The sequence below is a fragment of the Sphingomonas sp. genome (assembly GCF_025353885.1).
Classification (GTDB): Bacteria; Pseudomonadota; Alphaproteobacteria; order Sphingomonadales; family Sphingomonadaceae; genus Sphingomonas_O.
Genome location: NZ_JANXNX010000071.1, coordinates 21,452 through 35,681, shown reverse-complemented (window position 1 = coordinate 35,681; position 14,230 = coordinate 21,452). Strand labels below are relative to the sequence as shown.

General features: G+C 60.8%; 10 protein-coding genes. 5 read left to right on the top strand and 5 right to left on the bottom strand.

Annotated features, from left to right (window positions below):
• Nucleotides 1–97 precede the first annotated feature (97 nt).
• Both Q0R02_RS08045 and Q0R02_RS08040 read left to right on the top strand, forming a co-directional pair.
• A complete protein-coding gene (locus Q0R02_RS08045) occupies nt 98–580 on the top strand; it encodes a UPF0262 family protein (protein ID WP_293882244.1) in 483 nt (160 codons plus the stop codon).
• 1 nt (nt 581) lies between these two features.
• Nucleotides 582–1,013 carry a cytidine deaminase gene (locus Q0R02_RS08040; RefSeq protein ID WP_293882242.1) on the top strand — a complete coding sequence of 144 codons (432 nt, stop codon included), beginning with the start codon at nt 582–584 and terminating at the stop codon, nt 1,011–1,013.
• Here the strand turns inward: Q0R02_RS08040 and Q0R02_RS08035 are convergent.
• Nucleotides 971–2,845, bottom strand: coding sequence for a DUF885 family protein (locus Q0R02_RS08035; RefSeq protein ID WP_293882240.1), 1,875 nt, complete (start codon nt 2,843–2,845; stop codon nt 971–973). The genes Q0R02_RS08040 and Q0R02_RS08035 overlap by 43 nt on opposite strands.
• A gap of 35 nt (nt 2,846–2,880) precedes the next feature.
• Nucleotides 2,881–3,789: a DMT family transporter gene (locus tag Q0R02_RS08030; RefSeq protein ID WP_293882238.1), complete on the bottom strand. Its 909-nt coding sequence runs from the start codon at nt 3,787–3,789 to the stop codon at nt 2,881–2,883.
• A 65-nt stretch (nt 3,790–3,854) separates the two neighbouring features.
• Here Q0R02_RS08030 and Q0R02_RS08025 point away from each other — a divergent pair, with 65 nt between their 5' ends.
• The gene (locus Q0R02_RS08025; RefSeq protein WP_293882236.1) at nt 3,855–5,381 is read left to right on the top strand and encodes an aminoacyl--tRNA ligase-related protein; all 1,527 of its coding nucleotides are present in this window, start codon (nt 3,855–3,857) and stop codon (nt 5,379–5,381) included.
• 200 nt (nt 5,382–5,581) lie between these two features.
• On the top strand, nt 5,582–8,440 hold the full coding sequence (locus tag Q0R02_RS08020) for a TonB-dependent siderophore receptor (RefSeq protein ID WP_293882282.1): 2,859 nt from the start codon (nt 5,582–5,584) through the stop codon (nt 8,438–8,440).
• Between the two features lie 40 nt (nt 8,441–8,480).
• Here the strand turns inward: Q0R02_RS08020 and glpK are convergent, their stop codons facing one another.
• Entirely contained in the window at nt 8,481–9,944 is a 1,464-nt protein-coding gene (gene glpK / locus Q0R02_RS08015; RefSeq protein WP_293882234.1) for a glycerol kinase GlpK, read from the bottom strand.
• Entirely contained in the window at nt 9,883–11,397 is a 1,515-nt protein-coding gene (gene glpD, locus Q0R02_RS08010) for a glycerol-3-phosphate dehydrogenase (protein ID WP_367271446.1), read from the bottom strand. Before glpD ends, glpK begins: the two co-directional genes overlap by 62 nt.
• Before the next feature lie 55 nt (nt 11,398–11,452).
• Here glpD and rnr point away from each other — a divergent pair, with 55 nt between their 5' ends.
• The gene (gene rnr, locus Q0R02_RS08005; protein ID WP_293882230.1) at nt 11,453–13,639 is read left to right on the top strand and encodes a ribonuclease R; all 2,187 of its coding nucleotides are present in this window, start codon (nt 11,453–11,455) and stop codon (nt 13,637–13,639) included.
• Here rnr and dcd read toward each other — a convergent pair.
• Complete coding sequence (gene dcd, locus Q0R02_RS08000) at nt 13,636–14,190, bottom strand: dCTP deaminase (RefSeq protein WP_293882228.1); 555 nt, start codon at nt 14,188–14,190, stop codon at nt 13,636–13,638. The genes rnr and dcd overlap by 4 nt on opposite strands.
• Nucleotides 14,191–14,230: the final 40 nt, after the last annotated feature.

Below are 14,230 nucleotides of genomic sequence, written 5' to 3'. Positions count from 1 at the left end.
CCAAGCGCGGTTTCGCAGTTATCCCCAGCATAGTGCGATCACGTCCGACAAAGCTGCATCGATTGATTTGCCGAGCCGCTTGCCCGTAAAGGCGGCCATGGCCGACCCGCGCATTATCGACATTCAGCTCGACGAAAAGACGATCGCCTGGCGTTCGGGCGATATCGAGCAAGAACGCCGGATCGCAATCTTCGACCTGCTGGAGGGTAATCTGTTCCGCCCGCTGCGCGCGCACGCCGACGGCTATGCAGGTCCCTACCGGCTGAAACTATCGGTCGAAGAGGGGCGGCTCGGCATGGAGATCGCGCGTGAGGACGGCACCGCGCTAGAGGCGATCATCCTCGGCATGGCGCGATTTCGGCGACCGATCCGCGAGTATTTCGCGATCTGCGACAGTTATTTCCAGGCGGTAAAACAGTCGTCGCCCGCACAGATCGAGACGATCGACATGGCCCGTCGCGGGGTCCACAACGAGGCAGCCGAGATGCTGAAGGAAAAGCTGGAGGGCAAGATCGAGGTGGACTTCGAAACCGCGCGCCGACTGTTTACGCTGATCTGCGTGCTGCATATCAAGGGGTAGGATGACACCCGAGCAACTCATCGCGATGGCCCGCGACGCCGCCGTCCATGCCCATGCGCCCTATTCCCGCTTTGCGGTCGGCGCGGCTTTGCTGCTCGACGATGGCAGCGTTGTCACCGGCACCAACTTCGAAAACGCCAGCTACGGCCTGTCGCTCTGTGCTGAAACGGTCGCGCTGGCCAAGGCGAATTGCGACGGCAATTTAAGGAAAGTCGTCGAGATCGCGGTCATCGGCGGTGTCCCGAACGGCGCCGCGATTGTGCGCCCCTGCGGTCGCTGCCGCCAGATGCTGAACGAGGCGGCGCAGCTTAGCGGTCGGGATATCACCATATATTGCAGTTCGGGCGATGCGTCCGCCATGGAAACGCACCGCCTGTCGGAACTCCTGCCCTATGCCTTTGGACCCGCCGACCTGGACTTCAACTTCACATAGGCATCGACCGCCGTTGGCAGCAGCGCCAGGGGCACGCCGCCGGTTTTGACCAGAGCGTCGTTATACCCGGCCAAGTCGAACCGTGGCCCCAGCGTCGCCATCGCCTGTACACGCAGGCGCAGGATTTCGTTATGGCCCATCTTATACCCGCAGGCTTGTCCGGGTGACGCGCAATACCGGTCGGTCTCACTGGTCATTGCGCCCTGGCCCTTGCCGGTTTCCTCCATCAGGAATTTGACAGTCTGCTCGCGGGTCCAGCGCATCGAATGAAGCCCGGTGTCGGCCACCAGGCGGCACGCACGGAACTGCTGAGCCTGTAAATATCCGATCTCGCTGAACGGGTCGTTGGCATAGAGCCCGGCTTCGTCGACCAATTGTTCGGCATACAGCGCCCACCCCTCGACAAAGGCGTTGAAGCCAATCAGCGATGAGATCAGCGGGATTTCGCTGTGGTGTTCGGCCAGATAGGCACCCTGCCAAGTGTGCCCCGGTATCCCCTCGTGCGCGGTCAGGGTGGCAAGTTGGTATTTCGGCCAGAGCGTCGTGGACTTCAGATTGACGTAGTAAATCGCCGGGCGTTTCCCATCGAGCGAGGCGAAGTTCATATAGCCGAGCGCCGCGCCGTCCTGAATATCGGCGGGAACGCGCTTGACGGTGACGTCCGCCTTCAGGCCGAGATGCGACAGCTTGGGCATCAGAGGGCGAACGGCTGCGATCTTGTCGTTCAGAAATGCGATCAGCTGCGCCCGGCCCGCGTCATTGTCGGCATAAAGCTGGCGGGGATCCTTGTTCAGCGCCTGCACGCGTTCGCCGACCGAGCCCTTGGTCATGCCCTGCTTTTTCAGGAGTGCGTCGATCCGCGCCTTCAACTCGGCATTCTGTGCCAGGCCCAAGGCATGGATTTCGGCCGCCGAAGTTTCGGTTGTGGTGCCCAATCGCAGAGCCCACCGATAGTAATCGTCACCGCCGGGAAGCCGCTGGACGCCCGCATCGTGCGGCGCCTTTCTGGTGGCTTCGGTAAAGCCCGCGAGCTGGCGATCGACGGCCGGATAGACCAGGCTTTCGACCATCTTCTGCGCACGCGCCCGCCAGTCGCCGGGAATATTCTTGGCCGCGGTCCGGCTCGCGATCGATGTCACCAGTTTCTGTTCAGCAGGCGGCGTAGCGCGGAACCCCTTGATCTGGCCGATGACGTTGGCTGCAATGAAATCGGGCGGCATCACGCCCCGGTCGGCATTGTCCTTGATCTGCGCGGTCTCGTCATCGAGCGCACGGGCGAACGCGGCGACGCGCGACAGATAGGCCTCCGCATCGCTGGCCGAGTTTATCGGGTGCTGCGAATCGAGAAACTCGGGCGTGCTTGTAAGTTGGCCATTCTGCTGGCTGACAACATAAGGGGAGGTGCCGCCGAAAAACCCCTGCGCAGCGCTGGCATAGAAGAACGGCTTGGCCTCCTTGGCGCGATCGAGGGCGTAGTGCACCGTATCCCAGCGTAGCTGGTCGGCGGGTGACAGAGTTTTGCGATCGACAGTGTGGACCTGTGCCATCATCGCGTCGGTGGCCGATGCGAACGCGGCATTTCCGGCCGGTGACTGGTCGGACAGCCTGGCACGCAGCCCCGCGCGTGGGCCGACATCGACGCCGAGGCTGGTTGCTGTTTCGGGAGAGAAACTGAGTACCTTGTCGGCGATGGTATCCAGCACGCCTCTGAATTTGGACCGCGGCACCTGCTTCATCGTCGTTGCAACGGCAGGCAGTGCCGCCAGCCCGACCGCGGCGGTGCCACCGGCGATGATCGTGCGGCGGTTGGGAGTCATAATGAAATCGGCCAATGCGAATCTCCTGCGATATATTATTGCGCCGGAGGCTATGCCGCGAGCGCAGCCGCTGCAAGCGCGATCCGCCGGAGCTTGCGTTCGCGCCAGACGATGTAGAGGCCGCTGCCGATGATCAACGGCGCGCCAACCCATGTCCATACCGTCGGCCATTCGCCGAACAGCCACGCGCCTAGCGCAGCCGTCCAGAACAGGCTGGCATAATCGACCGGGGCCACCACAGAGACCGGCGCAAGCCGCAGCGACGACGTCAGCGCAATCTGGCCGAAACTCCCCGTCAGCCCGACCCCGATCAGCAACGCCCATGTCTGTGGATCATGATGCTGAAGCGCCCAAGGCAACGTCAGCGACAGCGCGAGCGCGCTTGTCGTGCCGAACCAGAACACGGTCGTCAGCGGGCCCTCTGTACTGCCGATCTGGCGGATCAGGATCGACGTCACCGCCACCATGAACGCGGCGGCCAGCCCGATTGCCGTGCCGAGCGGGTGGAGCAACCCCGTCTGCGGGTGGACCACGATCAGGACGCCAACGAACCCCAGCGCGACGGCCCCCCAGCGATGCGGGCCGACATATTCGCGGAGCCACCAGGCACCGAGCATCGTCGCAAACAACGGTGTCGTGAACCACACCGTCTGCGCCTCAGCCAGTGGGAGCAGGCCAATCGTGGCAAAGTTCAGCGCCATGCCGGACAAGCCGGCGGCACCGCGGCGAAGGTGCGCGCCCGGCCGGGCAGTCTTCAGCGTTACCAGGCCCGGCCCCATGGCCGCGATGACGACGACGGGCAGGATCATCACGAACTGGCGAAAGAACAGCAGCTCGATCAGATTGACGCCGCGCTCTGACGCCAGTTTGCCGAGCGCAAACATGATCGTCAGGCATATCGTAGCAGCCAGCCGCATTCCTATGGCCGCAATGGGCCGGTCTGCGCTGTCTCGGGTCATCGCGCCTGCTCTAGAGACGCCACGAGGCTGGACAAGCCCCGTCACCTCCGCAAAGACGTTTTGCCATGAAACACGCCCTTAACGTCACGCGCCAAGCCGATTTCGCCGCCTGGTATCAAGCTGTCATTTCCGAGGCCGACATGGCGGAGGATTCGGGTGTGCGCGGTTGCATGGTCATCAGGCCTTGGGGCTATGGCATCTGGGAACGCATCCAGAAACTGCTCGATCAGCGGATCAAGGAAACCGGGCACGAGAATTGCTATTTCCCGATCTTCATCCCGCTTTCCTACTTCGAGACAGAGGCCAGCCATGTCGACGGTTTTGCCAAAGAAATGGCGGTCGTCACGCATCATCGGCTGATCGCCGACGGCAAGGGTGGGCTGATGCCCGACCCTGCGGCGAAGCTGGAGGAGCCACTCATCGTGCGCCCAACCTCCGAAACAGTGATCGGGACGGCGATGGCACGCTGGGTGCAGTCGTGGCGCGACCTGCCGGTCCTGATCAACCAGTGGGCCAACGTCGTCCGCTGGGAAATGCGGACGCGGATGTTCCTGCGGACCAGCGAATTCCTGTGGCAAGAAGGGCATACCGCCCATGCCACACGCGACGACGCCGTCGAGGAAACGCTGAAGATGCTCGAGGTTTATCGCGAGTTCGCCGAAACCTGTCTGGCGATGCCGGTCATTGCGGGAGAAAAGCCCGAGCATGAACGGTTTCCGGGGGCCGAGGCGACCTATAGCATCGAGGCGATGATGCAGGATGGCAAGGCGTTGCAGGCGGGCACATCGCACTTCCTCGGCCAGAACTTCGCCAAGGCGCAGAACATTCGGTTCCAGGACAAGGATGGCGAGTTCGCCCATGCCTGGACGACGAGCTGGGGCGTCTCGACACGGATGATCGGCGGCTTGATCATGGTCCACGGCGACGACGACGGGCTGCGGCTGCCCCCCGCCGTCGCACCGCACCAGATCGTCATCGTGCCGATGCTGCGCGAAGTGCCCGAGGACGAGGCCGTGCTGGATTATGCGCGCGCGTTGCGGGTGGAGTTGCTGAAGCTGTCGGCTTTGGGCGAGCCGTTGCGTGTTCATGTCGATGCCAAGGCGGGTAAAGGCAAGCGGTGGGCCTGGGTGAAAAAGGGCGCGCCGCTGATCGTCGAGGTCGGCGGGCGTGATGTCGCCGGGCAAAACGTGTCGCTGGTACGTCGCGACCGGCTGTACGACGCGGCGGGGAAGCTGGCGAGTGCGGTGCTGCCGCGTGCGGCGTTCGTGGCGCAGGTGGTCGGGATGATCGAGGATATCCAGGCCGGGCTGTTCGCCGAAGCCCAGGCGCGACGCGACGCAGCGATTGTCCGGGTGGATGACTGGGCAGCCATCGAGGCGCACTTTACCGGTGGCGAGGACAGGGTGATTGGCTGGGTCGAGGCCGACTGGTCGCGTCCGACAGGTCCCGCGCTGAACGCCGTGGCTGCGAAGTTGAAGGCGTTAAAGCTGACCGTTCGCAACACGCCGGTTGGCGCGTCGGCACCAACGGGGGCGTGTGTGTTCACGGGAGAGCCAGCGGTCGAGCATGTCTTGATCGGCCGGACGTATTGAGGTGGTGATATTATTGTCACAATTAGTTTGTAAAAATGAAATAACGGTGATTGTGTAACTCGCACTTTAAGAAATCTTTGATAGCCTCCTACCTCAGCAGGGTCTGACTCATCAGCCCTGCTTAACAAAAATGGGATGGTCGAGTGTCAAATAAGCTTTCAGACCGGTTGCTCGCAACCACATTATTCGTGTCTGCGACGATGTCATTTCCTGCTTTCGCTCAACAAGGTCCGCAAGCCGCGCAAAATGGCGACACGTCCGAAGCCACTATCATTGTCACCGGAACGCGCATTCCGCGTCCTGAATATGATGCGCCCAGCCCCGTGGTCTCGCTGGGAGCTGACACCATCCAGTCGTCCGGCCAGACCAACCTTACGAATTTCTTGGCAGGTTATCCTGCGCTACTCGGCTCCTCGACGTCCGCCGACAATGCCGGTGCCAACGCAGGCATCGGCACGACCGGGATCAACTTGTTAAACCTGCGCAATTTCGGGACGCAGCGGACGCTGGTTCTGGTCGACGGACGTCGCCACGTCTCGGGTGATCCGGGCTCGGCGTCGGTCGATATCAACACGATCCCCACGGACCTGGTCGAGCGCATAGACGTGCTGACCGGGGGCGCGTCGGCTGTCTATGGTGCCGACGCAGTCAGTGGCGTGGTCAATTTCGTGTTGAAGAAAAACTTCGACGGCATTTCGGCGCGGGGGCAAGCCGGCATTTCTTCGCGCGGCGATGGCGGCAACCGCTTCGGCGCACTGACGATCGGCAAGAACTTTGCCGACAAGCGAGGCAATTTCGCCTTGGCTTTCGAACATGGCGAGGACGATCGCTTATTGGCTTCGGATCGGGATTATCTGTCGGGTACGCAAGCGGTCGGGTTTTATCGCACTCCATACGCTACCGGCTTTAGTCGCGTACCTTTGAACAACGTGCGTTACTATGACAGCTCACGTATTGGCGCACTCGATTTCAATTTCGATGGCCTTCCTGAATATGACGGACGGGGAAATCCGTGGGATCCCGGCCTTTCCGTACCCTCGGCCTTTCAACAGGGTGGATCGGGCACGCTGGCGTCCGACTACGGCAGCGATCTGCTCCCGCAAATTCGTCGTAACGTCATAAACGCCATCGCTCACTTCGATGTCAGCGACAAGCTGACACTGTTTGCAGAGGGCAAATATGCCCACAACAAATCGTTTTCGATCGGCCAGCCGACCTTCGATTATTATCTCTTCGTCGAGCCTGACAACGCTTACATCCCAACTAACCTGCAAGGCCAGGCTGCTACGAACGGCGGATTCCTCCTCAACCGTGATAACTTCGATCTCGGTCGTCGTGGTGAGGACATCACCCGTGAAACGATACGCGGGGTCGTCGGCGCCAAAGGCGAAATCTCCCCGAGCTTTCATTATGAATTGTCATATGTCTACGGCCGCACCAAAGTCACAAATCACTATATCGGCGACCAATATAACGATCGGTTTCTCGCGGCGCTCGACGCTGCGGTTAATCCAAACACCGGCCTGATCGATTGCAGGATCAATTTCACGCCGGGCTACCAGTATAACCAGCCATTCACGACGCGCGCTGTTAACGGTTCCACCTTCACTCCCGGCCAGTGTGTACCGCTGAACTTGTTCGGGGAAGGCCAATCGAGTGCGGCGGCCCGTCAATTCATCAGTGTCGATACAACAAATCGCGCAACCATTGAACAGCAAGTTGTTTCAGGCTCGATCAGCGGCGATTTCCGCGACCTGTTCTCGCTGCCCGGCGGCCCGATCGGGTTCGCTTTGGGGGCAGAGTACCGTAAGGAAAAGAGTAATTATGTTCCCGATCCTCTCGCACAGCAGGGCCTGGTCTTTTCCAACAAGCTTTCTGTGGAAAAAGGTTCGTACGACGTTAAAGAAGCCTATGCAGAATTGAATGCACCGTTGCTTCGGAACGTGCGGTTTGCGCAGAATTTGGAGTTTGGTGCGGCCATACGTTTTTCCGATTACTCAACGATCGGAAGAACTACGACGTGGAAGGTTGACGGCCAATACGCGCCAATTCGTGACATCAGCATTCGAGGCACCTACTCGCAAGCAGTTCGCGCACCAAATATCGGTGAATTGTTCGGCGGCGCGAGCCAAACCTTCGGTTTTATTAATGATCCATGCGATCCTGCTACGATCAATTTGGGCAAGGCTTCGCGACCTGCCAATTGTGCCGTATTGTTGACCAGTCTCGGTGCCAACCCAGCAACCTTCCTCGATACCAATTCGTCGAATATCCCCGGAACAGCTAGTGGAAACCGTAACCTTGCCCAGGAAAAGGCAAAAACCTGGACGGCAGGCATCGTGCTCCAGCCCCGATTCCTGCCCGGCCTGAATATTTCTGCCGATTGGTACGACCTTCGCCTGAAAAACGCGATCAGCACGGTGTCTGCACAAGAACTGGCGGACCTCTGCGTCGATCAGGCATCAATTAACAACGTTTTCTGCGCCGCTATTACACGAAACAATGGTGGATCGCAGCCCGGCAAAATCGTCGGGTTTTCGGTGCAGCCCCAAAATGTCGCCAGCTATTCAACGAGCGGGCTCGACCTGAACGTCAACTATCTGTTCAAGCCACAAAGCGACATTGGAACCTTCAACATTAAGGCAGTGGGTAACTATCTGCATTCGTTGAAGTTCATCGGCACTCCAGGAGCTCCGATCACCAACGATCGCGACACCCAGTTTTCACCGAAGTTCCAGGCAAACGTCGATGTTACCTGGGCTTATCACGGCTTTACCCTTACCTATGGGCTGAACTGGTATGACAGGACACGACGCTATTCGGCGGACGCGGTTGCGGGGAATCCGAACCTGGTCGATCCAAAATACATCTATTATCGCGATTTCTGGCAGCATGACATCTACGCCAGCTATGACGTCGGCGACCGATTCCAGATCTATGGTGGCGTGAACAATTTCACCGATCGTGGGCCCGACCTCGGCGAGTCAAGCTATCCACAGAGCGCGCTCGGTCGCTATCTGTTCGTGGGTGCCAAGGTGAAACTGGCATCGATTTTCTAAAGAACGAGGCGCTGGCGGTCCTGTCCACTCGGCAGGGGCGTCAGCGTAAAGCCCGCTGCAGGGCGCTCTGCCATTCGCCTAGGTGACGCGCGCGCTGATCGTCGGGCATGGTCACCTCGAACCGTGCATCGCTTTGCCATTTCGCGGCAAACTCGGCCTTGTCGGCGATGACCCCGGTAGTGATGCCCGCTAGCACCGCGGCGCCCAGCGCGGTCGTCTCATGGCTTGCGGGCCGCTCGACCGGCGTTTCCAATATATCGGCCAGGAATTGCGCGAACCAGTCGTTTTTCGCCATGCCACCATCGATCCTGATCGTGGGGAGACGGGTCGATCCGTCCGCTGCCATCGCATCGGTCAGGTCGCGCGTTTGGAAAGCAATGCTTTCGAGCGTCGCCCGCACCAAGTCGGCAGCCGTCGTGTCGAGTGTGACGCCGTGAATGCTGCCGCGCAGGTCGGGTCGCCAATGCGGCGCCCCCAGTCCAACGAAAGCCGGGATCACGACGATACCATGAGCATCGCGGGCGGACCGCGCGATAGCATCGGTCGCCTCCGATGTCTCGATCAGGCCGATCTTGTCACGCAGCCACCTCACTGCCGCACCGGCGACAAAGATCGACCCTTCGAGTGCATAGGCACGGTCACCGGCGATATCATATGCTGGCGTCGTCAGCAGCCGGGCGGACGATGCTACGGCTTGCGTACCAGTATTCATCAGCATGAAACAGCCCGTTCCATAGGTCGATTTTACCATTCCCTGCGTGAAGCACGCCTGCCCGACCAGCGCCGCCTGCTGGTCGCCCGCCATGCCGGCAATGGGAATTGCGCGACCAAACAGCGCCGAGTCGGTTTCGCCGAAATCGTGCGTATTCGGGCAGACTTCGGGCAATAACCCGGGCGGAATGTCAAACAGTCGCAACAGCGCATCATCCCACTGGCGATGGTGAATGTCATACAGCATCGTTCGCGCGGCATTCGTCCAGTCGGTGGCATGAACCCGGCCCCCGGTCAGCCGCCACAGCAGGAACGTGTCGATCGTGCCGACCGCCAGTGCGCCCCTGTCCGCCTGTTCACGCGCGCCGGGAATTGTGTCCAGCAACCACTTGATCTTGCTTGCCGAGAAATAGGGATCGAGCAGCAGTCCGGTCTTCGCCTGAACTTCCGGCTCCACGCCATCGGCCGCCAACGCCAAACAGTAATCCGCTGTCCTGCGGTCTTGCCAGACGATGGCATTGTGGATCGGCCTGCCCGATGCACGGTCCCAGATTACCACCGTTTCGCGCTGGTTGGTAATGCCGATGGCCGACGGATTGGCCGTCGCCATCGCCTGTTTCATGACCCGCAGTGTTGACGCCCAGATTTCCTCGGCATCATGTTCGACCCAACCGGATTGCGGGTAATGCTGGGGAAACTCCTCTTGCGCGGTAGCAACGGGTTTGGCGTTGCTATCGAACAGGATCGCCCGCGACGACGTGGTCCCCTGATCGACCGCAAGCAGATATTTCACTGTTTTTCTCCACCAGATAGTTTGCAAGCCGGGCGATTTGCGCCTCCGTCATCGCTAACCCCAATTTGCTGCGCCGCCAGATCACGTCCTCGACCGAGTGCGCCCATTCATGGCTGACCATCCAGTCGACCTCAACCTGGGTCAGCCCCGCCCCGAAGTCTTCGCCCAAGTCGGTTGCTTGCTTGACCGACGCGCCGATCATATCGACTAGCATCGAGCCATAGGCGCGCGCCATACGCAAGGAGCGCGCTTCACCAAGGAAGCGGTAGCGGACGCGGATTTCGGCAAGAAAGGGCGCGAATGCGCCGATATCGCCACCGGGAAATGCGGCGTTGCGCGTGACGCGGGAAACTTGCCAGCCGACAGCATGGGCCAGTTTGCCAACAGCTTCCTCGGCCAGATGCCGCGCGGTCGTGATCTTGCCGCCGAACACCGACAGCAAGGGTGCGCCCGCCGTGTCGAGTTCCAGCACATAGTCGCGGGTCACGGCCTTGGCTTCGCTTGCGCCATCATCATAAAGCGGACGGACGCCGGAAAACGTTCGCACCACGTCGTCGGGGTTGATCTGTTTCACGAAAAAATGATTGGCGGCTTGGCAGAGATAATCAATTTCATCAGGCGTCGTCTGCGCATCTTCGGGCCGTTCGACAGGAATGTCGGTCGTGCCGATCAGAGTGGTGTCATTGGCATAGGCAATAGCGAAAACCACGCGCTTGTCGGGCTGTTGCAACATATAGGCCTGGTCGCCATCGAAAATCTTGGGGACGACGATGTGGCTGCCCTTGATCAGTCGCACCCCGCTACTGGTGTTGGCTCCGGTCAGGGCAAGGGCTTGCGCTACCCATGGCCCGGCGGCGTTGATCATCGTGCTGGCTTGCACCGTGCGGCCATCGGACAGCGTGGCTTCCCACATGTTTGCGGCACGTCTTGCCGAGAGCATCGCGGTTTGAGTGACAATCATTGCACCATGCCGCGCGGCGTCGATCGCGTTCAGCACGACCAGCCGCGCATCATCCACCCAGGCGTCCGAATAAACAAACCCCCTGCTCGGTCGCCTCAACGGTTGCAGATAGTTAACGTCACTTTTTCGCAAGGATCGTGAATGCGGCAAGGTGATCGGCCCGCCGATATTGTCGTAAAGCAGCAGCCCCAGACGCACGAGCCACCATGGTCGCACCGCGTTTTCATGTGGCAATACAAAGTGCATCGGATAGATGAGATGCGGCGCCACTCTCAACATCCGCTCGCGTTCCTGCAGAGCCTCTCGCACCAGCCCGAATTCGTAATATTCCAGATACCTCAGCCCGCCGTGGATCAGCTTGGTCGAGGCCGATGACGTATGGCTGGCAAGGTCGTCGCGTTCGACCAGCATCACCGACAGGCCGTTCAGCGCCGCCTCTCGCGCGATCGCGGTGCCGTTGATGCCGCCACCGATGATAAGGAGATCGAACACCACGCCCAACGCTTTACCGTTTGGCCTGACCCCGCCTAGCCCCTATCGTAACCCGATGCACAAACCCATCGAGCCCGGCCTGCCCACGCGCGACCAGATTTTGAATTTCATCACCACAACCGAAACAGCAGCGGGCAAGCGCGAGATAGCTCGCGCTTTCGGGCTGAAAGGCTCGGAGAAAATCGCTCTGAAAGCCTTGTTGAAAGACATGGCGGACGAGGGTCTGATCGACAGCGCACCGGGGCGGGCTTTCCATAAAATGGGCGGATTGCCGAAGGTCACGGTGTTTCGCGTCGTCGACATAGACGGCGATACCGTCCTGTCGGTGCCCGAAAACTGGCAGGCCGATGGCGTGGTCCCCCCGCGCGTGCGGGTGATCGAGCGGAGCAAGGCGGGCGCGATGGCGATTGGCGATCGCTTTCTCGGGCGCACCGAAGAACGCGGCGGGGGCCATGTCGTGCATCCGATGAAAAAGCTCGCCAAGTCGGAGGAGATGCTGCTCGGCGTTGTCCGCAAGGAGGGTGACCGGTATTATCTGAAACCCGTCGACAAGCGCGAGCGCAACGACACCCTGATTTCGGACATCGGCGATGCGGTCGATGGTGATCTGGTACTGTGTGAAAAGGGCGGCCGTCCACCGAAGATCGTGGCGCGGGTGTCGGAAATTCTGGGCGATCCGTTTGCGCCCAAGGCATTCAGCCTCATCGCGATCCACAAACATGGCATCCCCGATCATTTCACCGATGATATGCTGGCAGAGGCGCACCGGGTGTCGAAGACCAAGCTCGGCGACCGCGAGGATCTGCGCGACCTGCCGATCGTGGCCATCGATCCGGCCGATGCGCGCGACCACGACGATGCGGTGTGGGCGGCCCCGAATGACAAGGGCGGCTACGACGCGATCGTCGCGATCGCTGATGTGTCGTTTTACGTTCGGCCCGGATCGTTGCTCGACCGTGAGGCGAAAAAACGCGGGAACAGTGTGTACTTCCCCGACCGCGTCGTGCCGATGCTTCCCGAAGAACTGTCGGCGGATATTTGTTCGCTGAAACAGGGGCAGGATCGCGCCGCGCTCGCGTGTCATTTAACGATCGATGCCAAGGGCAAGGTGACCGCGTGGCGGTTTACGCGGGCCGTGATCCGGGTGGCAGCGAACATTGCCTATGAGGACGCGCAGGCTGCCATCGACGGGGGCGACGCGCCCGAACATCTGCAACATCTGTGGTCGGCTTGGGGCTTGTTGGCCAAGGCGCGCGACGAGCGCGAGCCTTTGGCGCTCGACCTGCCGGAACGACGCGTGGTGCTCGATGAAAAGGGCCAGATCGTCAGCATCGCGGTGCGCGACAGGCTGGACGCGCACCGGCTGATCGAGGATTTCATGATCGCGGCCAATGTCGCGGCAGCCAAGGCGCTGGAAGCCAAGAAGTCGCCCGTGATGTACCGCGTGCATGAGGTTCCGGGCCGTGAGAAACTGGTCGCGCTGAAGGATTATCTCGCGACGTTCGGGGTGAGTTTTGCGCTTGGTCAGGTCGTGACGCCGGCGGTGTTCAACCGATTGCTGGAGCGCGTAACCGACCCGGAGCAGCGCCCGCAGATCATGGAGCAGGTGCTGCGGACGCAGACGCAGGCTTATTACGGGCCGGACAATCATGGGCATTTCGGCCTGTCACTGGGCAGCTACGCGCATTTCACCTCACCGATCCGGCGCTATGCCGACCTGATCGTGCATCGCGGGCTGGTGCACAGTTTCGGCCTGGGCGACGGCGGGCTGACCGAAGACGAGGCGCAGCGGATGACCGTGCTGGGGGAGGCGATCAGCCAGGCCGAGCGGCGGGCCATGCTGGCCGAGCGTGAGACGGTGGATCGGTACGTTGCCGCCCATCTGTCGACGCGGATCGGCGAGGTCGTCGACGCGCGGATAACGGGCGTGTCGAACTTCGGGTTTTTCGCGACTGTCGACGGGATCGGCGGCGATGGGCTGGTGCCGGTGTCGACGCTGGGGAATGATTATTTCCGGTTCGACGAGGGCGCGAAGACGCTGGAGGGCGATGTTTCGGGCGTGAAATATGCGCCGGGAATGAAGCTGCAACTGCGGCTTGCGGAGGCTAATCCGATCAGCGGGGCTTTGCGGTTCGAGTTGCCGGAGGGTGGGTCCGCGCCGCGGCAGCAGAAGGGGCGGATTACGACGATGCACCGTGGGCGGCCCAAGGGGATACCGCATAAGGGAGGCCGGAAACGCTAGACTTTGGGAAGCGTCACCCCGCGCTGGCCCATATATTTGCCCGCACGGTCGGCATAGCTGACTTCGCAGGGCTCATTCCCCTTCAGGAACAGGAACTGGCACGCGCCTTCGTTGGCGTAGATCTTGGCGGGGAGCGGCGTGGTGTTGGAGAATTCGAGAGTAACATGACCCTCCCACTCCGGTTCCAGCGGGGTCACGTTCACAATGATGCCACAACGCGCATAGGTCGATTTGCCGAGGCAGATGACGAGCACGTCGCGGGGCACGCGGAAATATTCGACGGTGCGGGCGAGGACAAAACTGTTCGGCGGGATGATGCAGACGTCGGTCTTTCGATCGACGAAGCTCACCGGATCGAAGTTCTTCGGGTCCACGATCGCCGAATCGACGTTGGTAAAAATCTTGAACTCATCGGCCACGCGCGCGTCATAGCCATAGGACGACAGGCCATAGGAAATGCAGCCGTCGCGGCGCTGGCTCTCCGTAAACGGCTCGATCATGCCGTTGGTGGTGGCCTGCTCGCGGATCCAGCGGTCGGATTGGATAGTCATAATTTCCCCATCAGACGGGTGCTTTGCCTTGATTCTGGGG